Annotated in this window: 10 protein-coding genes; all 10 read left to right on the top strand. The window is 59.0% G+C overall.

What is annotated here, in order from left to right:
* The first annotated feature begins 14 nt into the window (after positions 1–14).
* The 10 genes from PREDE_RS00260 to PREDE_RS00215 all read left to right on the top strand — a co-directional run bounded on the left by PREDE_RS00260 (position 15) and on the right by PREDE_RS00215 (position 25,741).
* Positions 15–1,751, top strand: coding sequence for a RagB/SusD family nutrient uptake outer membrane protein (locus tag PREDE_RS00260; protein ID WP_005845642.1), 1,737 nt, complete (start codon positions 15–17; stop codon positions 1,749–1,751).
* Positions 1,752–1,784: 33 nt separating this feature from the next.
* Positions 1,785–3,287, top strand: coding sequence for a DUF4960 domain-containing protein (locus PREDE_RS00255; RefSeq protein ID WP_005845640.1), 1,503 nt, complete (start codon positions 1,785–1,787; stop codon positions 3,285–3,287).
* 12 nt (positions 3,288–3,299) lie between these two features.
* Positions 3,300–4,832 (top strand): glycoside hydrolase family 32 protein, encoded by a 1,533-nt coding sequence (locus PREDE_RS00250; protein WP_005845638.1) that lies wholly within the window; start codon positions 3,300–3,302, stop codon positions 4,830–4,832.
* Between the two features lie 135 nt (positions 4,833–4,967).
* Entirely contained in the window at positions 4,968–6,740 is a 1,773-nt protein-coding gene (locus tag PREDE_RS00245; protein WP_005845635.1) for a DUF4980 domain-containing protein, read from the top strand.
* A 10-nt stretch (positions 6,741–6,750) separates the two neighbouring features.
* Entirely contained in the window at positions 6,751–7,944 is a 1,194-nt protein-coding gene (locus PREDE_RS00240) for an MFS transporter (RefSeq protein WP_005845632.1), read from the top strand.
* A gap of 101 nt (positions 7,945–8,045) precedes the next feature.
* Positions 8,046–8,927, top strand: coding sequence for a carbohydrate kinase family protein (locus PREDE_RS00235; protein WP_005845630.1), 882 nt, complete (start codon positions 8,046–8,048; stop codon positions 8,925–8,927).
* Positions 8,928–9,169: 242 nt separating this feature from the next.
* Complete coding sequence (locus tag PREDE_RS00230; protein WP_005845629.1) at positions 9,170–12,001, top strand: ATP-binding protein; 2,832 nt, start codon at positions 9,170–9,172, stop codon at positions 11,999–12,001.
* Between the two features lie 658 nt (positions 12,002–12,659).
* On the top strand, positions 12,660–15,644 hold the full coding sequence (locus PREDE_RS00225; protein ID WP_005845626.1) for an Ig-like domain-containing protein: 2,985 nt from the start codon (positions 12,660–12,662) through the stop codon (positions 15,642–15,644).
* A 109-nt stretch (positions 15,645–15,753) separates the two neighbouring features.
* Positions 15,754–17,478, top strand: a complete 1,725-nt coding sequence (locus PREDE_RS00220) for a hypothetical protein (RefSeq protein ID WP_005845624.1) — start codon at positions 15,754–15,756, stop codon at positions 17,476–17,478.
* 16 nt (positions 17,479–17,494) lie between these two features.
* Complete coding sequence (locus PREDE_RS00215) at positions 17,495–25,741, top strand: hypothetical protein (RefSeq protein WP_015298315.1); 8,247 nt, start codon at positions 17,495–17,497, stop codon at positions 25,739–25,741.
* The last annotated feature ends 27 nt before the right edge of the window (positions 25,742–25,768 follow it).

Raw genomic sequence — 25,768 nt, 5'->3', positions numbered from 1 at the left:
TATCCACACGCAAAATGAAAAAGCTATCATTCGCAATCATACTGGCAATTGGCCTCGGCATGCCGCTGACCAGCTGCAACGACTTCCTCGACTACAAGCCCAGTGCCGTCATTGACGAAGACCAGGCGTTTGCAGACCCCGAGGGCATGGTCACTTCGGCCTACGCCTCGCTGGGCGACGACTGGTACACCTACCCCTTCAACCTCTGGCCCTACGGCGACCTGGCCTCGGACGACTGCCTGAAAGGCGGCTCGGGAACCACCGACACGGAGTACCATGCCGTGGAGGTGTTCTCCACGCTGACCCCCACACTGGGGCATCTGGACGAGCTGTGGTATCACCTGTACATCGGCATCAGCCGCTGCAACCGCGCCCTGCTCTCGCTGAAAGCCAACGGAACGGCCAAGCTCGGCGCAGAGACGGCCGCGCGCCGCGCGGCCGAAGTGAAATTCCTGCGGGCCCATCTGTACTACAAACTCCTCTTGGTGTTCAACAAAGTGCCTTGGATTGACGAGGAAGTGTACCGTAACAACACGCAGGAGCAGACTCGCAACGACGCGCTGACACACCAGCAACTGTGGGGCAAGGTCATAGCAGACTTTGAGGAAGCCTACACGGTGCTGCCCGCTTCGCAGACCGATGGCGGACGCGCCAACAAGGTGGCGGCGGCTGCCTACCTGGCCAAGTGCTACCTGAATCTGGCCTGGGGCAACGGCTACGAGGACAGCACGGGCGTGAATTTCATCAACAAGGCATACATGCAAAAGGTGGTGGACTACACCGACATCGTGGCCAACTCCGGATATGGCTATCTGGAGGACTACGGAGACCTCTTTCTTCCCGACCATAAGAACAGCAAGGAGTCGGTGTTTGCCGTGCAGCACTCCGACTATAAAGACGACAATACCACCTACGGCCGCGCCAACTGGTCGAACATGCTGAACGGAATGTGGGGCATGTGGTCGTGTGGTTGGGACTTCCACAAGCCCTCGCAAGACTTGGTCAACGCGTTCAAGACCAAGGACGGGCTGCCCGAATTCGACAGCTATGCAACCTCCAACGACCATCCGGTCAACGGTGCACCGACGGCCCAGAAGTGGGACCCGCGCCTGTTCCACACCGTGGGCATGCCGACTTTCCCCTATAAATATGAGTCGGCCCACATGCAGAGCACGGCCAACTCGCGCACACCCAACACCTATGGCTACTATACTTCGCTGAAAGAAGTGCCGCAACGCAGCAAGGGCGAAACCTACAACGGCCCGTGGCAAGCCTTTGCCATGAACGATTATGTGATACGATACACTGACGTGATGCTCGACCGCGCCGAGGCTCTCGTCGAACTTGGCCGCCTCGCCGAGGCCCGCACCATCATCAATCAGATACGGCAACGTGCGGCCAACTCCGTCGACAAGCACATCGGCTACGCCTCCAGCCAGTGCGAAATCGCGCTATATCCCGAGTCTTACTTCGACACACAGGCCATGGCCCGCACTTGTCTGCGCTGGGAGCGGCGGCTCGAGACGGCCATGGAACACGAGCGATTCTTCGACCTGCGCCGCTGGGGCTTGCTCTCTTCCACGCTGAACGCCTACTTCAAGCGCGAAGCTGCCGACTCCTACGACGGGCAAGGCTATGCCCAATACTATAAGGACGCGCACTTCACAACGGGCAAGAACGAGTATTTCCCCGTGCCCTACAACCAACTCTACTACATCCCCGGACTCTATACACAGAACAAGGGATACTAAACATTGCCACAACCATTCAAATCACAGCACACAATGAAACACTTATCATACGGTCTATGGCTCCTGCTCGCCCTGCTCGCGGGCTCCTGTCAGGACAAAGATTACGACACCGCGCCCATGGCCCTCAATGCCATTGACGGCACTCAGATAACGGGTAGCCTGAATGGAGACGACTACACTTGGACGTGGCCCGCACTCGACAACGGGCACAAGATGCTGGTCTCGCTCTATACCGACGGCACCATCACGTCGAGCGACACGGTGGCCGGCAACCAGTACACACAGCCGGCCGTGGCCACCAACGTGAACTACACCTATGTATTCAAGGTAAGCGACGGCACCAACCTCTCACGAGGAACGGTGAAGACCTACACCCGCGAGGGGGCCTCGCAGATTACAGGACTGCAAATGGCCCAGGTGGAAAAGGCGGGAGGCTATGACGCCCACGTGGCATGGAACGCGGCTACAGATGCTTCGGGCATCCAGTTCACGGCCTCGAACGGCAGCCGCAACATCACGGAGACCTTGCCGGCATCGGCCACCAGCTACACCATCAGCGACGTGGCCTACGGCGACACATGGGACGTCACGCTGCGTGCAGTCAATGACAAGGGCACTTCGCTGGCCTCCACGTCGCAACTGAAAATCGGAAAGACGGCCATGGCTTTCCTCAGCACCTACCCCACGCCCGAAGAACTCATAGCCCAAGGAGACGACGATGAAGCCTCGGCATGGCTGTGGATGCACAGCGAATACCCGGCCGCCAAGTTCCTTTATTTCGGCAATGTCAAGAGCCGCGACGACATAGACCCCTACCGAGTGGTGTTCTGGCTGCGCGATTTGGAGAGTGGTTCCGAAGCCGACGTGTGGAACATGCCCGCCGTCGTTACGGCTGCCACCGACATTGTCAAGGCCTGGTATAAGGATGGCGGCAACTTGTTGCTCTGGCAACACGCCACGGCCTACATCGCCACGCTGGGTCGTCTCGACCAAAGCATGATGCAGAGCAACGACCATGCCATCGGCATCGGTGCGGGTGGCTACAACGGCGACGCATGGTCCATGGCCCTGGGACTGAACGCCGGCGGCAACGCCATCGACTTTTCCTCGCATCCTCTGTACAAGAATCTTCCCGTCTACACGGGCGGCAACGGCGTGCAAATGCTGACCATCAAAGGCCCAGGATGGACCGAAGACCACAACTGCCTGTACTTCAACCTGCCCGCCGTGCTGACAGGAAAGGGCAATCAAGAGCTCTCCTGCTACAACGAGGTCACGAGAACCTATGGCATCTATCCGCTTGGCGTATGGGATTCGCAGGTGAGCTGGATTTCGCAGCTCAACGTGTGGGAAGCCCGGCAAGGCAACACTGACTACAAAGGCACCGCCATCTGCGTGGGCAATGGAGGATGCGAGTTCTCCATGAAGAATGCAGACGGCAGCGCCGACAAGAACGCTTACCCCAAGAACAACATCTATCAAGGCACCATCCTCAAGATGGCAAAAAACGCACTGGAATACTTAAAGACAAGATAAACGACAAATTCCATGAGACAGATACTATCATTCCTCTTTCTGGCCGCAGCATGCACTAGCATGCTGCAGGCCTGTTCCGACCGCGAAGTAGACCCAAACCTGGGACCTTACGCATCCAGCGACACCACAAATGGCGGCGGCACCACGCCCATCGCGCCGTCCAACTACGACGAACAGTATCGCCCGCAAGTGCATTACACCCCGAAGCGCAACTGGATTAACGATCCCAATGGGCTTGTTTATGCCAATGGCACCTACCATTTGTTCTATCAGTACAATCCCCAGGGCAATGGTTGGGGCAACATGAGCTGGGGGCACGCCACGAGTTCGGACCTGTTGCACTGGACCGAGCAAAGCGTAACACTGACCCGCGACGCCCTGGGAGACATCTTCTCCGGGTCGGCTGTGGTAGACAAGGACAACACGGCCGGCTTCGGCAAGAATGCCATCGTGGCCATCTACACCTCGGCCGGCAGCGCGCAACAGCAGTCCATCGCCTACAGCACCGACGGCGGGAACAGCTTTGCCAAGTACGACGGCAACCCCGTCATCGCCTCTACATCCGCCGATTTCCGCGATCCCAAGGTGTTCTGGTATGAGGCCGGCAGCAAATGGGTGATGGAATTGGCCACAGGAAACAACCATTCCATCGAGCTTTGGTCATCGCCCGACCTGAAAAACTGGACCAAGATGAGCGAATTCACCTCCAGCACAGACCGCTGCAACAAGGGTCAATGGGAGTGTCCCGACCTCTTCCCGCTCGACTACAAGGGCAACGAGAAGTGGGTGCAGTTGGTCAGCACCAACCCTGGCGGCCCCGTGTCGGGTTCAGGCACCATGTACTTTATCGGCAGCTTCGACGGCACACGCTTCATTGCCGACCAAGATTTCGACTACCCCCTGTGGCTCGACTATGGCTCTGACAACTACGCAGGAGTTACCTGGAACAACACCTCCGGACGGCGCACGTACATCGGCTGGATGAACAACTGGAACTATGCCGGCAGTGTTCCCGCCACGCCATGGCGGTCGGCATTCACCCTTCCGCGCGACCTGAAGCTCATTGAATACCAAGGAAAGCCCTTGTTGGCCAGCACGATGGTCAGCGAAACGGAAACGTTGAGCGGAGAGTGGCGCGAAGCAACGGATGGGATGCTGCGCAATACAGATGCCTGCCAACTGCAAGTGACCATGCCAACCACGCAGAATTGGACACTCACGCTGCAAAATGCACAGAACGATCAGTATGCCATCACCTACGATGCACCCAGCCGTCGCATCATTGCAGACCGCGGAACACGCACAGGCGCCAGCTCCTTTGCTGCCAATTTTGCCATTCCTTCGGTCAACATGCCCATCAATACCGAGGGCAACGAAGTCACTCTGGATCTCTACATCGACCGTTCGTCCGTGGAGCTTCTCACGTCGACGGGCTCGGCTGCCATGACCAATGTGGTCTATCCCAAGGCCGTCTATCACCGGCTGTCCACAACCGTCACACCCTCGCTGGTGAGGGTTCGCGACCTGAAACGCGTATGGCCATAGTGCATACCGGCAAGACTTGCAACATATTTACGAGCTTTTGAACGATTTGAACAAGGCTGATGACGGGCATATTGCTATCTTTGCAACATCCTGTCACGAAGCCATCGACAACAAAACTATAAATACAACCGAACAATGAAGACCTCACTCAGAGCGTGGCTGGCCGCCTCCCTGCTCTCCTGCACCTGCCTCACCGCCGGCGCGCAGACGCCCAAGCCCACCTTTCTCAGCGACACACACGTGATGCAGCGCCTCTCGACGGCCCGCAAAGTGCTCCTGTTGCCCGTTGAGGAGAGCCAGGAAAACTGCCGGTTGCGCGTCATTCAGCACAACCAGGTGGTCAAGGAGTTCAACTGCCGGCTGGCTGTCAGCCGCACCGACTACTGCGTGCCGCTCTTTCTCGACGAGCTCGACAAAGGCGAAGCCCTGCTCGACATCCACGTCAACCGCGCCAACTCCTCGGCCCCGTCGGGCGGACAGATTGCCCTTCGCGACTTTGCATGCTGGAAAGGCATGCAATATGCCGACAGCTTCGACACGACCAACCGCGAGCGTTTCCGCCCCGCTTACCATCACACGCCGGCCTGGGGATGGATGAACGACCCCAACGGCATGTTCTATAAAGACGGCGTGTGGCACCTCTATTTCCAGTACAACCCCTACGGATCACAATGGGAAAACATGACGTGGGCCCACTCCACCTCACACGACCTCATGCACTGGACGTTCGAGGGAAAGGCCATTGAGTCCGATGCGCTCGGCACCATCTTCAGCGGATCGGCCGTGGTCGACAAGGAGGGAACGGCCGGATTCGGCAAGAATGCCGTCGTGGCCTACTACACTTCGGCCGGCGAGGCGCAGACGCAAAGCATGGCTTACTCCACCGACAACGGCCACACGTTCACCAAGTACGCCGCCAACCCCGTACTTACGTCCGACATTCCCGACTTCCGCGACCCGCACGTCATCTGGCATGAGCCCACAAAGTCGTGGATTCTCATCGTTTCCGAGAAGCAGCACATGAAAATTTTCTCCTCCAAGAACCTGAAGGACTGGACCTTTGAGAGCGATTTCGGCGAGAGCTACGGCTGTCACGAGGGTGTGTGGGAGTGCCCCGACCTCATGCAGCTGCCCGTGGCCGTAGGCTCCCGTACCGCCAGCGGCGCCAATGCCGCCCCGGCAGCGGATTCCAAGTGGCTCCTCATCTGCAACATCAATCCCGGCGGTCCTTTCGGCGGCTCGGCCACACAGTACTTCACCGGCACGTTCGACGGACACCGGTTTGTGTGCGAGGACAATCCCGCCGAGACCAAATGGATGGACTATGGCAAGGATCATTATGCCACGGTAACCTTTGACAACGCTCCCGACGGCCGCCATGTGGCCCTGCCCTGGATGAGCAACTGGCAGTATGCCAACCAAGTTCCGACCCGGCAATTCCGGTCGGCCAACGGACTCCCGCGCGACCTCGGCCTCTTCATCTACCAAGGCAAGACCTATTGCAGCGTGAAGCCCAGCCCCGAAGTGTTCCGCCATTTCCAGCCCCAAGCCTCCGGCCGCCTCACCGCCGCCTGCCGCATCGACGTGCAGCTCCGGGGCGACGCCGTGATTACACTGTCCAACGGCAAGGGCGAGCACGTCACCATGACCTACGATGCCAAGGCCGAGACCTTTGCCATGGACCGCACCCGCAGCGGTGCAACCGACTTCAGCAATGAGTTTGCCGCCGTCACCACCGCCCCCACACGGGGCAAGGTCAAGACGTTGCAGCTATTCATCGACCACTGCAGCCTCGAAGCCTTCGACGCAGAAGGCAAAATGGCCATGTCAAACCTGGTATTCCCCAGTCTGCCCTACGACAAAATCACGGTCAAGGGAGGCAAGGCCAAGATATATCCAACCCTTTAAACCTACAACAATGCGCAAGACAACCCCTCTCTCTCTCATCCCCGTGATGCTCTGTTTCTTCGCCATGGGCTTCGTGGATCTCGTGGGCATCGCTTCCAATTACGTCAAGGCCGACCTTGGTCTGAGCGACTCCGTGGCCAACATTCTGCCCTCGCTCGTCTTCTTCTGGTTCCTCATCTTCTCCGTTCCCACGGGTGTGCTGATGAACAAAATCGGGCGCAAGCGCACCGTGCTTCTCTCGCTTGTGGTCACCATCGTGTCGTTGCTGCTCCCCATTTTCTCTGAAGACTTCTACGTGATGCTCGTTTCTTTCTCGCTGCTGGGCATCGGCAACGCACTCATGCAGACCTCGCTCAACCCGCTTGTGTCCAGCGTCATCCAGGGCAACCTGGCCTCCACGCTCACCTTCGGCCAGTTTGTCAAGGCCATAGCCTCCTTCATGGCCCCCTACATTGCCATGTGGGGCGCCACGGCCTCCATCCCCAGCTTCGGCCTTTCCTGGCGCGTGCTCTTCCCCATCTACATGGTCATCGGCATCATTGCCACGCTGCTGCTCGCGTCCACACCCATCGAGGAGGAGCCCGCCGATGCCGTCGACAGCCGGGAACAGTCCATGGGCAGTCAGTTTGCCGGTGCTTTCCGCCTGCTCGGCAAGCCCATCGTGCTGCTCAGCTTTCTGGGCATCATGTGCCATGTGGGCATCGACGTAGGCACCAACACCACCGCACCCAAGCTGTTGCAGGAGCGGCTCGGCATGACGCTCAACGATGCAGCCTTTGCCACGAGCCTCTACTTCATCTTCCGCACCATCGGTTGTCTCACGGGCAGCTTCTTCCTTCGCGTGCTCAAGACGCGCACATTCTTCATCATCAGCGTCGTGCTCATGGCACTCAGCATGGCTGGCATGCTCGTGGGCACCAGCCGCACGATGCTCTATACCGCCATCGCCCTCGTGGGTTATGGCAACTCCAACGTCTTCTCCATGGTCTTCTCCCAGGCCCTGCTCTCCGTGCCCGAGAAGAAGAACGAGGTGAGCGGCCTCATGATTATGGGCCTCTTCGGCGGCACGGTCTTCCCCTTGCTCATGGGTGTGGCCAGCGATGCCATGGGGCAGTCGGGTGCAGCTGTGGTCATGACCGTGGGCGTGGCCTACCTCTTCACCTATATCAGAACTTTCACAGCCGGCAAAACGGCCGGTCTCTAAGGCTCCGGAGGGACAAAATTCCCTCCCCCCGACCCTATCCATTGGTAAAAACCCGGAGTGTCTGAGTTCGCTAGAACTCCCCGCTCCCCAAAACACGCAATATGAAACAGATTATCGTCGGCCTCGGAGAGGCCCTGTGGGATGTGCTCCCCGAGGGAGCCAAGCTCGGTGGTGCCCCCGCCAACTTCGCCTATCACACCAGTCAGTTCGGCTACGAAGCCGTAGCCATCAGTGCCTTGGGCAACGATGCCCTCGGCGACCAGACGCTCAAGGAGTTCGACCAGCGCGGGCTCCGCTACATCATGCCCCGCGTGCCGTTCCCCACGGGCACCGTAGCCGTGGAGCTCGACGACCAAGGAGTGCCCACCTACGACATCAAAACTGACGTGGCCTGGGACAACATTCCCTTCACGCCAGAGGTTGAAGAGGCGGCCAAGACCTGCCGCGCCGTGTGCTTCGGCTCACTGGCCCAGCGCAACGAGACCTCGCGCAACACCATCATGCAGTTTCTCGACACCACGCCGATGAACTGTCTCAAGATCTTCGACATCAACCTGCGGCAGAACTTCTACTCTCGCGAGGTCATCTGCGACTCCCTGCGCCGCTGCAACATTCTCAAGATCAACGACGAGGAACTCATCGCCATCGGCCGCATGTTCGGCTATCCGGGGCTCGACATCGAGAACAAGTGCTGGCTCATCCTCGGCAAGTACGACCTCGACATGCTGGTGCTCACCTGCGGCACCAACGGCAGCTACGTCTTCGCCCCCGGCACCAAGAGCTTCCAGTCCACGCCGCGTGTCGAAGTAGCCGACACCGTGGGAGCCGGCGATTCTTTCACCGCCACCTTTACCACAGCCATTCTCTCGGGCATGCCCATCGCCGAGGCACACAAGCTGGCCGTCGAGGTAAGCGCCTTTGTATGCACGCAAAAAGGTGCCATGCCCGTCCTGCCTCCCGACCTCGCCAGCCGCATCCAGTAGCGGCTGCGCGGTGAAATTTTAGACATAACTACATATTGAACATATGGCTAGCGCGTTGGGGTAAAAGACATAGTAATAAAATAACATCGCACCAGCCATATGTTCAATATGTAGTTATGTCTAAAAAACCGGCGATCATCTCTGTCTTCGGATAGTTAACATATCTTAAAAAACTGCGATAAACCATATAAACTTATACAAAAAATATTAACTTTAAACGGTAAATCAAGCTTACGCTCTATATGACCAAGGAGAGAGGCCATGTGGCCGTAGTAATATTGTTTATCGTTGGTATGTTCATGTCAGGATGTGGACAGCAGCCAGCGCCGCTCGCCTACACGGATCGGCAGCGACTGATGCTCGACACCACCGACAACCACACCAAGAACACCGACTCCCTGCTTGCCTTTGTGGAGCGGTTTCGACGGGTAGGCGACCGACATCGGGAGATGGCATACCTCGCCGAACTGGGCCATTGCTACCAGTCGGCCAGCCGATACACTGACGCCATCAAGACCCACCGCAAGCAGCTCACCCTGGCCCAACAGCTCAACGACACCCTCATGATGGCCACTGCCCTCAACGACCTCGGCGTCAACTACCGCCGCATGGGACTCTACTACGACGGCCTCGACCACCACGCACAAGCCGTCGAGCTAAGCGGCGGCGGCCGGGGGGAACAGCGCGACAAGTTCCTCAAGTGCCAAGCCATCGGCTACAACGGCATCGGCAACGTGCACCTCACCATCGGCCACTACCTTTCCGCCGACAGCATGCTGCGCAAGGCCCTCGCCATCGAGACGCGGCTGGGCAGCCATCTGGGCATGAACGTGGACAACTCCAACCTCGGCATGGTGTTCGAGCGGCGCGGACTCATCGACTCGGCATGGCATTATTTCCGCAAGGCACACATCCACAGCCAGCAGGCCAACTCCTCCACCGGGCTGGCCTACAGCCACATGAACTTCGGCCGACTCTACCAACGTGCCGGCCAATACGACCGCGCCGTGGCCGAGTTCAGCCTGGCCATGCGTGTAGTGTCGCGCGAACGCGACCTCTGGCTCTGGCTCCAGCCCTGCATTGCCATGGCCGGCGTGCTGGTGAAGATGCAGAACCATGCCGAGGCCAACCGCTATCTCTCCACCGCCCTCACCACCGCCCGCCAGGTGGGTGCCCGCGAATACTACCCGCAGATCTACCGCCTCTACTCCGACTACTACCGCAACTTGGGCGATTACCGCCGTGCCTTGGAGACCTACGAGCGGGCGTCGACCTCTGCCGACAGCCTCATGAGCGCCAACCACCTCTTTGAAATAGACGAGTTGCAAAGCGACATCAACCAGCGCAAGGCCAACGAGCGCATGGCCCAGGCCCACCACCAGCTCTCTGTGGAGCGCACGGCCAAGCGCCTTTTTGCCGTGGGACTGCTCGGAGCCATCGCCGTGGCACTCATGCTCTGGTACGTAGCACGCATGCGCAAGCAGTCCAATCGGATGCAGCGCAACTTCATGCAGGCGCGCAATCGCTTCTTTACCAACATCACCCATGAGTTCCGAACGCCCCTCACCGTCATCCTCGGCAAGGCCGAAGAACTGCAAAAAGCCACCGCCGCCAGCCTGGAGCAGCAGCACACGGCGGGGTCCATGATTGTGCGGCAGGGCCGCCAGCTACTCTCGCTCGTCAACCAGTTGCTCGACATCTCCAAGGTGAAGTCCGAAGTGGGCAACCCCGACTGGCACACGGGCAACGTCGTACCCTACCTCCACATGATTGTCGAGGGCGGACAGCAACTGGCCAAGACCAAGGGCATCACCATGCTCTTCATGCCCAAGGAGACGGAGATCGTGATGGACGTCGTGCCCGACTACCTGCGCAAAATCATGCGCAACCTCATCGGAAACGCCACGAAGTTCACCCCGCAAAACGGCAACATCACCGTCTCCTGCGAGCGCAGGGACAACCGTCTGTGCATCCAGGTGGTCGACGACGGCATAGGTATTTCCGAGGAAAGCCTCAAGCACCTCTTCGAGCCGTTCTATCAAGCCGAGTCGGAGAGCGCCAATCTGGGCACCGGCGTGGGCCTCTCCCTCGTGCGACAACTGGTCAAAGCCATGCAGGGCGAGGTGAGCGTGCAGAGCCGACTGGGCGAGGGAGCCACCTTCTCCATCCTGCTGCCCCTGAAACACGGCAAGGGCAACTGGAAGCCTTTCAACGAGGAGACCATCACCGAAATCAGTTTCGACAAGGAGCCGGGGGCCGGCACCGGGCAGCCGACGGGCTGCAACAGTCTGCCCGACCACGACCACGACCCACGCACCCGCGTGCTCATCGTCGAAGACAATGTGGACGTAGCCCGGTACATCGGCTCGCAGATGCCCTCCGCCTACAGCCTGACCTATGCCACCAACGGGACCGACGGCCTGCAGAAGGCCCTCTGCCTGCAGCCCGACCTGGTCATCACCGACCTCATGATGCCCGGCATGGACGGCCTGGAAATGTGCCGGCGCATCCGCGCCGACCGCACCATCGGCACCACGCCGGTCATTGTCATCACGGCCAAGACCACGCAGGACGACCTCGAAGCAGGGCTCCGCGCCGGTGCCAGCGCCTATCTCTTCAAGCCCTTCAGCGCCTCGGAGCTGCGCATCCGAGTGGAGTGGATACTGGCCGAACGCCGCATGCTGCACGACAAATACCAGCTCGCCGCCCAGCAGGTGAACGATGCCAAGACCGTGCTCTCACAGGAGGACAAGGACTTTGTGTCCCACTTCACCAACACCATCTACAACCAATTGCACAGCACCGAGATAGACCTTGACGCGCTGGCCGACCATCTTTGCATGAGCCGCCGCACGCTGCAGCGCAAGGTGAACGACCTGGCCGGCATGTCGCTCACGGCCTACATCACCAAGATACGCACCGACTACGCCCGCCAACTCATCCGCCGCCGGCCGGAAATGCCGGTGAGCGAGGTGGCCCAAGCCTGTGGATTCTCCGACCGCAGCTACTTCGACCGCATGTTCAAACAGTCGTTTGGCGTCACCCCGGCCCAGTACCGGCGCAACCTCGAATAGCTGCCCCAGTACACGCCACGGCGTGTCCGCCTTTTCTTCACGGTGCATTCGCCGTTCGATTCCCCGTTTTTCGTCCCGCGTTTACGGCGTTATCCCGACACGATAACGCCGTCTTCGTGACGCGTCCGCGGGACTTTTCAGACAGAGCAACATGTTTTTAGTGTGGCTGCGCAGGGGATTTTTAGACATAACTACATATTTGACAGATGGCTGCGCGGGGGATTTTAAAGACATAGTAACAGAAGAACATGAGGCTGCGCGCCGGTCTTTTCTCACAGATTCCACAGATTTCACAGATGGCTGCCGCGGGGAATCTATGAGAAAACACCACGCGCAGCCATCTGTCAAATATGTAGTTATGTCTAAAAACTCCCGCGTAGCCACAAAAAATCCGGGGAGTTCTGTCCAAAAACACAAAGAGACCGCAACACCCGTTTTGGACTAACCATCCCTCTGTATGCCAACCTGTTAACCTGTCTTCATGTCCGTCTGGTACCATACTTCAGGCAAAGATTGTCCGAATATTACCAAAACTTGGCGCAATAGTCCATATCCCCATCCCCGCTTTCTCCTAACTTTGCCGGTATCCAAACGACTATCCAACCATTGTTTAACCATTAACAAGAGTCTGGCCACGACAGGCGGACACCTAAGAATTATGAAAAGAAAACTGTTTACCCTCGTGTCGCTCCTGATGCTGTGCATCGGGGGCTACGCCGCCGGCCCGCCCGACTGGGCAGAGGTGCAAAATTTCGACGGCAGCAAGTTTAGTAAAGAGTGCGTGGTCTACGCCGACCTGACCGACGCCAACGGAGTAGTGCCCGCCCACATCAACCGGTTTACCGTGGGCGCTTTCATCGGCGGCGAGCTCCGTGGCGTGGCCGACGGCCGGTATGATGCCGCCGCAACCCACCAGGTGGGCTACTTCCCCCTCCGCATCAAGGGCGAAACCGCCGACAACGGCAAGCCCATCGAGTTCCGTCTCGTGGAACGCGACGAGTCGCTGCGCTATATCAACACCTACAAGGTGGCCGGGGCCACGCCCGTGAAGTTCCAGGCTGAGAGCACTGTGGGCGGCACACCCAGCAACCTCTACCACCTGCGCTTCATCTCCCCCACCGCCATCGGCCTCGACCAGGCCACGTTCAACATCAACGTGGGCGCGACCATCGATCTTAAACCTCACATCAAGCTGACGCCCGCCAACGCCACCATGCCCGAGGACATCTCGTTCTCGGCCGGCAACTGGTTACCTTATTTTACGGTGACCGACGGCCACATTCTCAAGGGTGTTTCGCCCAATGCAGGTACGGGCGACAGGATGACGATCGCCGTCGAAACGCCGAACGAAATCCAGTATGACGTGGCCCAGGTCATCGTGCACCAGCCCATCACGGCCCTTGTCCTGAATCCTGACTACAAGGACGGCATCACCGTGGCCGTGGGCGACGACAAAAAGCTCAACATCGACCTCTACAACTGCTACACCGTGACCCCTGCCAACGCCACGGAGCAGCCCGTATGGTCGTCGGCCAACACCGAGGCCATCTCGGCAGATGCCCAAGGCTACTGGACGCCCAAGAAACCGGGCACCTACAACATGACGCTCAAGTCTGCCAAGGCCACGCTCACCGTACCCGTGCACATCACACAGCCAGTGACTGGCCTCACCGCCACTCTGACCGACATCTACGTCAATGTGGGCGACGAAGTGACCGCATTGCTCAAGGTGGACACCAAGGTGCAGCCCGCCAATGCTACCAATCCCGTCGTCAACTACGACTTAGGCTCCACCGTGGTACCGGCCAGCATCCTCGTTAAGAACAATGACGGCACCATCACCGCCACGCAGCCCGGCACGCAGAACGTGGTGGCCAGCAACCCAGACATTCCCAACGCCCCCGTGATCTACACCATCCACGTGCAGACGAAGGTCACCTCTTTCAGGGTGAAACAGCCCGCCATCGCCGTCCTCTGGCAGCCCGGCGCCGCCGCCAACATGATGAACATCACGGCCCAAGTGCGTGGCAACTTCACCATGCTGCCCTCAGGCGACTACCACTCCACTTTCTACAAGATGGCGGCGGCCGACGCCACCGTGCTCGAAGTGCTGCCGCAGGACACGGGCTACCAAGTGAACGCCCTGAAGAAAGGCTCGTCCAAGCTCACCCTCACCCGCACGTACAAGCAGACAAAGGCCGTCAACGGCAAGCTCGTCAACAACGACCAGACCGTCACCGGCAGTTTCACGGTGAACATCGTATCAGGTCTCACCGGCTTCACCGCCAGTGAAATCCGGATGGGCAACACGGGCACCTACGAGCTCCAGCTCACCCCCATGCCCGCCGACGCCACGTTCACGCCCTCCCTCATCACCCTCGGACCCGCGGATATAAACACTCCACAGGGCTGGACGATGATAGAATTCAAGGCTGCCGACGCCACAGGCCTCAAATGGACCATCACGCCACGCAGCGTGATTTCCCAGGGCACGATAGGCGTGTACTACGACCAGCAGTTCCTCTCCAGCATCCCCATCAACGTGGGACAGACCGTTACGGCCCACGCCGGATGGCAGTGGAAGACCATTTTTGCCGGTTCGATGAGAGACCTTCAGAGCAATCCTGACTACAAGTGGGACGAGTTGCAGGAGATTCGCACCCAATACGACCTGCTCTACAACGACGACCAGTATGGCTACTTCGGCACGCTCAACTACCTGCCCGAGGACGATTGCTTCAAGATGCGCCTCAAGGATGGTGCGGGAGACATCACGTTCACCATTCCCACATGGCTCTACAGCCCCACGTCAGACCATGCGTTCAAGCTCCTGCCGCGCTGGTCGTGGATGGGTTATCCCTACCAGTACAGCCACCCGCTGGCCGAAGTGATGGGACAAAACGGCATGACCTTTACCAAGGGCGACCGTCTGGCCTCGCTCGATGCCTTTGCCGAATACGACGGAACCAAGTGGACCGGTACGCTCACCATGCTCAAGAGCGGCGAGGGCTACATGTTCTACAACGCCGGTTCTGAAGTCAACGCCCTGACCATGGTTGGCGAACACAACTTTGCCCAGCCAGCCCCCGGCACCACTCCGGCCAAACGCATGGAACCCAGCGTGTGGGTTTACAACAGCGGCCAGTTTGCCAACAACATGACCATCGTGGCCGACGTGCCCGAGCTCGCCCTCAAGGAGGCCTGCACCATCGGCGCTTTCGTGGGTGACGAGTGCCGCGGACAAGGAACGGCCGTAGACGGCAAGTTCTTCATCACCGTGCACGGCGAGGCAGGCGAGCCCGTCAGCTTCAAGCTCTACAACAACCGCACGGCCGAGTGCCGCCGCCTCACCCGCACGCTCAGCTTCAGCGACATGGCCGGCTCCATCGCCAGCCCGGTGAAGATGGAGCTCGGAGAGGCCACGGCCATCGACGCACTCAACGTGGCCCGCTCGGGCATCGCCGTCATCGACGGCAGGCTCAGCATCGAGGGCCTCAGCGTGAAGAGCTTCCGCGTGTGCATGCCCAACGGCACCGTGGTGCTCCACAACGACACCGACTTAACGAAACTGCCTTCAGGCGTATACTTGGTGACTGTCGTGACGACAGACGGCCATACGCTGACCAAGAAGGTTGTCAGATAAGTTACATACTCTCTCTTTGGCGATGAGGCCTACGGAGCAGCGAGCTCCGTAGGCCCATCCTACCTACATCATCTGTCTATCCAAAAGAACCTTATAAATCCCCGACGAGATGAAAGCCACCCTATCCCATACCTGTCTGCTGGCCCTCACCTTGGGTCTGCTGCCGACAGCCGCGCAGGCGCAGGACATTGCGCAAATTGCCAAGAGCGACCCGCTCATCATCACCGGCTCGGTGGGGACGCGCAACACCTACTACCATTCCTCTGCGGGCAACAGCTACACGTCGCCCCTCAGCAACACGGTGTATGCCAATCTCAACATCAGCATCTACGGGTTCAGCATGCCTTTCTCTCTCTACTACTCCAACGACAACCTGGATTTCAACTATCCGCACCTGTCGTTCAACATGAGCCCGTCCTACAAGAACTGGACAGCCCACATCGGACGCTCCAGCATGGCCTACAGCCCCTACGTGATGAACATGTCGTTCAACGGCGTGGGCCTCGAATACAACAGCGACCGTTTCCGCGCCGGAGCCTTCTACGGCACGCTGCGCTCGGCCGTCAACGACGACCCCACGCTGCCCGCCGCCCGCCGCCCGCAATACAAACGCGTGGGCTGGGGCATGAAAGTGGGCTACGGCACAGCCCGCAACTATCTCGACCTCTACCTGCTGCGCGTGAACGACCGCCCCAGCTCCATCGACGAACGCTGGAGGCAGAGCGTCAGCCCGCAGGAAAATCTCGTCGTGGGCCTCAAGGGATGCGCCAGCTTCGGCCATTGGCTCTCCCTCACGGCCAATGCCGCCGCCTCGGCCTTCTCCACCGACACCGAGGCCAAACGACTCGAAAGCTCCGAAGCCACACGCTTCGACAAGATATTCGACGTGCGCTACAGCTCGCTCATGCGCTTTGCCGGCGACGTCAATCTCAACCTTACCCTGCCCCGATTCTCCACCTCCGTGTTCTACCGCATGGTGCAGCCCGACTACACTTCGCTGGGCACTTACTACATGACCAACAACTACCACAGCCTCGGCGTCAACATGAGCACCTCCTTATTTAATAAGGTGTCGCTCTCGGGAACGTTCTCCGGGCAGGAAGACAACCTCACCAACAAGCAGCTCTACACCACGCGCGGCTTCGTCTACTCGGCCAATGCCTCCACCTCCATCGGCGGATTCATGAACCTCAGCCTGGGCTACAACGGCTATTTGCAGAACCAAGGCGACGGCACAGCCCGCGTGAACGACACCACGCGCGTGCACCGCATCATGCACTCGTTCAATTTTATGCCCTCGTTCAACTTCTCCACGCCGTCGCTCAGCCACAGCGTCTCGCTCACGGCAAGCCTCGTGAAGAACAAAGACCTGAACAAATTCGCCAAGGGCGACACCGACATCCAGACCCTCGCGCTGGGACTCAGCTACGGCCTCGAGGTGGAACCGTGGGAGATGGACTTCTCCGCCGCCCTCAGCCACCAGCTGTCCAAGAGCACCATATCGCGCTACACCAGCGACATCGCCTCGCTCAGTGCCAGCCGCTCGTTCCTCAAGGAGAAGAACCTCAGCGTCTCGGCCACCGGCTCGCTCTGCTACAACGAGGTGCGCCACGCCTCCAAGAGCCTCTCCATGGGCTTCGACGCCGCCGTGAGCTACACGCTCAGCAAGGTGCATGTCTTCTCCCTCTCGGGCGGTGTCAACAAATACGGTGACGTAAACATCTCACAGACCCGATCCCACCTCGACGACACCGACGTCTCGGTTTCCTTCAGCTATGCCTACACCTTCACGCTCCTCGAGATGAAGCGCAAGGCCAACAAGCAAAAGAACTAAAGCACACCCACGCCATATGAAAGCACTACGCACCATAACTACGCTGACCGCGCTCTTGCTGAGCCTCCTGAACCTCATGGCACAGGAGGTGACCGTCGTGGTAACCCCCGTCCAGCAGATTCTGCCTCCGCAGGCAGCCCTGTATGTTTCAAACCCGGGACGCTACTTCAATGTGCAGATCACCAACAACACGCAGGAGGCGCAGAAGGTCTATCTGGGCCTCCAAGTGGAACAGGTGAACCCCTCCAGCGGCCTCTCCGTCTCCACGCCGCCCAAGCGGCAGCCCGAGCACCCCATCATCGTGCCCGCGGGCTCCATGCGGCAAATATCGCCCATCGAGCTGAAGACGATGTTCAACTACCTGCCCGCTTCGGAGATAGCCACCACCCCCGGACTCTTCACCGACTATCAGAATGGCGGCTTCGCCCTGCTGCCCGAGGGGCAGTACCAGGCCCATCTCACGGCCTACAAATGGGATCCCACGCTCTCCACGCCCGTCGTGGTGAGCAATCCCAACGGCGGCGTGTGCCTCTTCACCGTGTGCTACAAGGCGCAGGCGCCCGAGTTCCTCACCCCGCTCTCCACGTTCGGCGACGAATTGAGCGTGGCGCGGCTTAGTCCCCTCAACGCGCAGTTCACCTGGAAACAACCCACGGTGAACTGTGCCGGCATGCAGCAGTTCCGCTACTCGTTCCGCGTGGTCGAGCTCATGCCCGGACAGCAGCCCGACGACGCCATCGACAAGAACCCCACCGTCTATCAGGTCAACGGCCTCATGGCACCCACGTGCATCATTCCGATGAACGTCATCAAGACCAAGATGGATGCCACGCGCACCTACATCGCACGTGTGGAAGCCCGGCAGAGCAGCCTCGCGGCCACCATGCTCGACTACGTGATGATTGAGAACGAGGGCCGAAGCAACCTCAAGTTCTTCAACATCAGCCCGGACAAGAAGCCCGACATGGCCGTCACGCCGCCCGACTCCACCGACAACGACTCGGCACTCATCGCCGGAACCACCGGCAAGGGCAAGAAGATGACCGACTCGCTCTATGCCTTCCGCAACCCCACGCTGCTGGCGCCCACGTTCTACGACGAGTCGTCGCGCAAGGTATTCGTCGACAACGACATCCAGGTGAACTGGCGAAAGGCCTGGCACCTCGGCGGCGAGGGCACGCGCGCCGACACCGTACAGTTCGAGTACGAGGTGCAGCTCTTCAAGTCGCAGGACGGACAGGAGCGCGAAGCCGTGTTTGCCGAGAAGCCATTCTACACCAAGAAGACCGAGCAACTGGTGCACACCGTGCACTGGGATGCCATCAAAGACTGCGTGGAGCCCGGCCAGGTCATCGTGCTGCGCGTGGTGCCCACAAGCCCCAACACGCCATCCATCGAGTTCGTGGACGACAGCGTGAACGTGAAAGACTTTGCACTCTCCACACGGCTGTCCCAGAAAATAGAGATTTGCAACAACGACATCTCCATCACCAACTTCACCCCCACCAGCAGTTCGGCCGCCGACCTGAAAGGCAAGACCGTGGGCATCGGACAGTTCCAGATGCTCCTCGACGAGGTGGAGCAGGTCAAGGGCAAGCAGCTCTTCAAGGGAAAGGGACACGTGGAGTGGAAGCCCGGAGGCGTCCGCACCATGATCTGCGTGAAGTTCGACTCGCTCAAGATCAACACCGACAACATTGTCATCGACGGAAAGGCCGTGACCTATCAGCGGCCCGAGGACAAGGTGCCCGATGACGAGGCCGTGCAGAAGATATTCTCAGACACCGGACTCGACAACCTCGTCGGCGCCAAGGGCGTCGGCGCCGCCAAGAACCTCGGCGAGAAAGTGCACATTGGCAAATACTACGACTACTATGCCAAGGGCAAGGCCATCTACAACAACTTTATGACGGGCGAGATTCGCGATCTCTACCTGCCGCTGCAGATGCCGCGCGAGCTCGTCAACAAGGGCCCCATCGACGTGCAGATTGTCAGCATGACCTTTGCACCGGGCTACGCCACGATGAATTTGCTGGGCCTGTTCATGCTGCCCGAGAGCGAGGTGCTCAACGACAACATCCTCATCGTAGGCTCGCCGCGCGTCTGCATGGAGCCCGACCACGTGCTGCCACGGACCGGAGCCATGAGCCTGCTGGCCGATTTCAACATCCGCGACCCCAAGTCGGACTACGAAATGTGCTTCAAGGCACCCGAGGACGTGCTCAGTCCCACCAACGGCTGCTACATCACCTGGGGCAACGACACCCTCGGCGGGTTGTCGCTCGACCTCGACATGAAGATTCCCAACCTGAAGAAGGAAGAGGGCGGCAAGGTCACCGACCAGCTGCCCACGCTCAACATCCGCTCCTTCATCCGCGACTGGGAGGACTGGACGGCACAGTGCACCATGGAAACGTTCCAGTCGGAAGACATGCCCGGCTTCTCATTCCAGCCCGGTGTCCTGCTCTACGACCACTCCCAGAGGAGCAACGCCTCCGGCATGGGCGCGTTCCCGGCCGGCTACGACAAAGGTAAGGCAGGAATTGCATCCGACAATGAGTGGCAGGGCCTCTACATGGGCAACCTCAGTCTCAAGTTCCCCAAGACATTCCAAATCACCAAGAACAGCGACAAGCGGCTGGCGCTCAACGTCAATTCGCTGTTCATCGACCGCTCGGGCATATCCCTACAGCTCGCCGTCAAAGATCCGATCAACAACGGCAAGGGCGACAACGGGGCCACTGTGGGCGGTTGGGCCTTCACTATCGACAGCATTACGCTGAACGTCACGCAGAACACCTTCGCCAAGTTCGGCTTCGACGGCAAGTTCAATGTGCCCCTGATCGACGGAACCATCCGCTACCAGTGCGACATCTACAACCAAAAGACCATCGACAAGAACCGCAGCGGCTATGCCTATATCTTTAAGGTGCAGTCCATCGAGAATCTCAACATGGACTTCTTCCTGGCCAAGGCCAGCGTCGACAAGGAGCAGACCTACCTGCTCGTCGAGGCCGAAGACCAGCCTTCGGGCGAAACCAAGACGCGTGTGGAGCTCTGCGCCGGCGGCGACATCGACATCGGCGGCAAGGAATACCTCGAGAAACAGCTCAACGATTTGAGCAAGAAGATCCATCTGCCCATAGAAATCAGCCTGCCGGGCATCCACTTTGTCAACATGCGCGTGGCCAACTGCGCGCGCTGGACGTCGACATACGTTGCAAATTTGCAAGAGGATGCCGCAGGAGCGGCCGAAAAGGCCAAGGGCGGTTTCAAGCTGGCCAAGAACAAGGAGTACACTTTCGGCGAGGAGAACAATCCATCGCTCTACTTCGAGCGTGGCGCGTGGTCGCTGGCCTCGGCCGAGAAGAAGATAGGGCCTTTCACCTTTGCCCTCGACGACTTCTCTGCCAAGCAGGAGGGCAAGCGCGTGGGCCTCGGCATCACGGGCCGCATCAATCTCTGCGACACCATCGTCTCCGCCTCGGCCAGCGTCACCATCTTTGCCGAGGTGGACGTGGCCAAGATGAACCTGTCCTACGATAAGACCGAGTTCGACAGTGCCTCCATCGCCTGCAATTTCGGCGGCATGGTCACCCTCTATGGCAAGCTCGCTGTCTCCAGACCGCCCGACAAGGGCTACAGTGGAGAGATTCAAGTGGGCATCAAGGGGCTCTTCACAGCCGCTGCCAAGGGCGGATACTTCGAGCATACCAGCACCGGGGAGAACGACCGCAACTATACTTGGGGCTACTTCAGCCTGAAAGTTGAAGGCAGCATCCCGCTTGGAACCAGCGGCGTCTTCCTCACCAACCTCATGGGCGGCTTCTATTTCAACTGCGTCCGACCAATGAATCCGTCCAATCCCGCGGCCAGCCTCAACGATACGCCCACGCCCCAACACGGCATCATCGGCATCGATTTGGGCACCGGCCTCTCGGCCGGCCCCTCCGACGTAAGTATCGTGGAGGGCAAGTTTACGCTTACCGTGGTCTACGACAAAGACCGCAACCGCCTCACCACCTTCCTCTTCACGGGCAATGCCAAGGCTCTGGCCGGCATGGTGGAGGCCAAGGTCACGCTGCATTACCAGAACGACGACCAAGACCAATACCTGCGCATCAACATCACGGCGGATGCCATGGCCGATGCTACCAAGATGGCCAAGAACGCTACAGGCGTGGACTTGGAGAAGCTGAACGAGAAGATGGGCCAGTTGTCAGACAAGCTCCAGGCCGTTCAAGAGAAGCTGCACGGCAGTGCCGTGGAGATATTCAACGGAGCCGAGGGCGGACTTGAGAACGCTATCGGCGACAAGAGCGGCGACACCCGCGGGAAGAAAGACAACACCCAGTCACAGAAAGCCAAGCAGAATTCAAGCTTTTCGGCCTCGGCCGGAGCCACGATTTCCATCGAGTTTGCCGTCATTTTCAAGGAAAAAGGCGTCAAACCGGACAAGCCCTACTGGCACTTCTACCTCGGAGAACCCGACCCGAGCAAGCGTTGCAAGTACCAATGGATCGACTTCAAGAGCAAAATCGTGTCGGTCAACATCGGAGCCGACGGCTATCTTTGCATCAGCAACCATGGATTGCCCGGCGAAGGGTTGCCGGAAATACCCAAAATCATCCGAGATTTCCTCACCGGCGGCTCGCGCGGAGCCGGCGTGCAGTCAGCATCAGAGGGAGAGGCCAACCAAGCACGCAGCTCTTCTATGGACAAATTCAACAAGGCCATGGAGGGCAAAGGCGGTGCCGGCGTGATGCTGGGTGCCAGCATCTGGGGCTACATCGACGTGGATCTCGGCATTCTCTATGCCAACATGGGCGCCATTGCCGGCTTCGACGTGTGCCTACAGCACTACAAAGAAGCCTATTGCGCCAACATTAATGGCGAGATGGGCTACAAGGGATGGTACGCCACCGGCCAGCTCTACGCCTACCTCTATGCCAAGATGGGTCTGCACATCGACCTGGGCTTCTGGGAAAAGAGGTTCGACATCATCGATGCCGGCTTGGGCGGCGTGCTCAAGTGCGGCCTGCCCCACCCGTCGTGGGCCGAGGGCGAGGCACGCTGCAAGCTGCGCATGTTCGGCGGTCTGGTGAACATCAACAAGAAATACACTTTCGAGTGCGGCAAGGTCTGCAAGGTGTTCTACGGCAACGCCCTCGACAACTTCGAGCTCTTCGGCGGTTGCAGCATCGGCTACGACAACAAGAAAGAGGGCTGGGACAGCAAGAACAAGATTAGCCCGCGCCTCCAGAGCTTCACCTCTATAGAGACACAGGCCCTGCTCAACGCGCCCATCCGCGTGTTGGATCCCACCGACGCCGCCGCGCTGCAGGATGAAAAGAAAGACTCCGCCACCATCGCCGCCCAGGCTTCCCGCACGTTCTACTTCAAGTTCTGGGGGACGGGCAACAACCAGGCAAAGGAGTACGCCGTGCTCTACCAGTACGACAACCCCAATGAAAGCGGTGGTAAAAGAACAGTCATCACCGTGTACAACAACAATAAATCGGGCTACAGGTTCGACATGCAGCTTGCCCTGCAGCCGAACAAATACTACAAGCTCGTGCTCACCGGCGAGGCCAAGGAGGCCCGCAACGGCAGTCTGCACGATCCGGAGACCTACGACAAGCAGCTCAAGAAGTATGTGAACAAGCCGTGGACCAACAGCAAGGAGTTCTTCTTCTGCACCGGGCCCGATACTCCCCTGCCCGAGATGCAGCCCATCCAGAATATAACCAGGATTGTGTTCCCGTCGCGGGACGGCGAACACCTGCCACCAGCTGACGTACTTGTGGATGCCTACGTCGACGACGTGAGGCGGCCCAACATCGCCCTGACCGACACCCGCTTCAAAGACCAGTGCTACAAGCATGGCACACTGATGTGGCAGCTGCTCGACGACAATGGCAGGGTACTCGAAGAGGTGGAGAACCTTTACCAGACGGGCAACAACAGCCTCAACATGATGCCCTCAATCCCGTTCAAGAATGTGACGGCCGGCAGAAACTACACCATCCGGCTGGCGTATGTCACGACACGAACCGAGCAAATACGCACGGTGACCACCGAACGCGACACCGAAGTGGACTTCCTCGAAGACACCTACTCCCAGCAGGAGCTGGCCGAACAGGCGAAAGACATCACCGAACAGACGGGCGTGAAGCTGAGCAATGCCGACAAGCAGAACATCCGCGCTGCCGTGATGGCCAAGAAGGAAGACTTCCGACTGAAGCAAGGCTCCGCCGATGAATTCTCTCTCTCCAAGGACGGCTTGGAGAAAATCGGGGACAAATTTACCGGCTCCATACTGGACGGCAAGCTGGAAAAAGACATCGGGCGCGATGCCATCAGAGACCAGATTAAAGACCAAGCCAACATCAGAGACATCAAGGAAGGCGCTTTTGGCGGAATCGGAGGCGGCAAGGGCGGTGCTCTTGGCGGAATCGGAGGCGGCAAGGGCGGTGCTTTTGGCGGAATCGGAGGCGGCAAGGGTGGTACTCTTGGCGGAATCGGAGGCGGCAGCTTGGGTGGAGGCCGAGGCGGCAAGGGCGGTACCTTGGGCGGAGGCCGTGGCCCGCTCGGTGGCAACACCGGCGGCGGCAAGATTGGAACCGTGACCTCGCCCTCGCTCAGCCACAACTACGGCTCGACGGGCAACCTGACGCAAGGTGCCATCTTCTCGACAACCACCAGCCCGGTGCTCTCCGGTGCCGGCGGCAACAAGCTCGACTTGGGCAACAAGGGCGGCATGAACATGATGGGCAAGGGCAGCGGCATGGAAAGCCACATGAAGGCCAGCATGCCCAAGGGCAGCGAGATGCGCCACCTCATCCGCCCGCTGGTCGACGAAGAACGCGGCCCCATGACCCCGCAGAACAAAAACAGCAAGCCGGGCACGGTGAAGGTGAGCTACAGGGACACCACCATCGTCACAACCCGAGAAATCTTCTCCATGCGAGTGCATACTGTCGACGGGGACTGGAAGACGGGCAACCTGGCCTACTCCAAGCCTTTCGTCAGCTACTGTCTCGACAACGTTTGGTGGGAGGGTTCTGCCATGTCGCGAGACTACACCGACAAGAACATCACCATTGGCGGCACGAAGCTGAAGAATGTCACGAAGGATGAAAATCTGTACCTATGGGACGGAGTAAGGGCCTACCTGCACGATCCCTATGCTTACTTCGCCTATCTGGGCAACGTGGCTTTCCTTGGCGGTATGAAGATCGAGTGCCCACGCCTCAACATCAATGTCACAACCAGCCAATCGCTCATCTACACCACGCCCATAAGCAAATGGGAAGGCATGTACAGGTTGTTCCAGGCAGCAAAAGAAGAGTACGAAGAGGCTAAAAACAAGTGGGTGAAAAGCACCGGGCCCATCCTCCATACCTCCGGCAAGAAAAAGAACAAACCCTACAATGCCAAGGAAATGGGAGAATATTACGAAAAGTGTTTTCCGCGTCCGAACACCGATAACTTCAGCACCGTGAGCGATGCCTACCCCATCTTGCAGCGCATGGGGCTCTACGACCGTGACGCACGAGGCAACCACCCGCAGTACTCGCTCTATCCGCTGCACCGCTGGGGAGAAGTGAACGTGCAGAAAGCAGACGACGCCTACGAGTTGAAGTACACCCCGGACCCCAATGACCGCATCAAGGTGAGTCATGCTCTGCAATTGATGGCTGCGCCCTATTGGTTGGCGCGTGACTTGTCGAGGACCATCTCGTCTCAAGCGGATGACGTCAGTACCGAAGCAGGCAAGGGCAAAGATTTCACAGGACGGGCAAATGGGGTAGGAGATTGGGTGGATATACACGACGGTGTCTACTTCAAGAGCATCTATGACCCCGGGGAAAACCAAATCCACTCTGATGAAAACAGGGGCAACTGGTCTACCCAACTGGGCTGGTCGGCCGTCGAGATACCGTGGTATCAGTTTGCCATCGCCTGGGGTGGGACAGAGGACAACTCCGACAGCAAGAAGAAGGTGACCCTGCACAACACCACACCGCTCGGCCACTCCGATTGGCGGGTGCACAGGGAGGTGTCGCAAACGATATGGGACAGGCTCAATAAGTGGGAGTTCACCCATAAACAGATGACCCAGAGCGCACGGTACATGAAGCGCGCCACGTTCACCATCTATCGCGTCGGGGCCTACAACACCCAAAACTTCACACTATTCCCCCTCTATGACATCCAGGAAATAACCATCGACGACCCCATGAAGGGCATCGTCTATTAGCCGGCGGTCCTCCCCCTCCACTCATGC

Source organism: Prevotella dentalis DSM 3688 (genome assembly GCF_000242335.1).
Lineage (GTDB): Bacteria > Bacteroidota > Bacteroidia > Bacteroidales > Bacteroidaceae > Prevotella > Prevotella seregens.
This window is presented reverse-complemented; position numbering and strand designations above follow the sequence as displayed.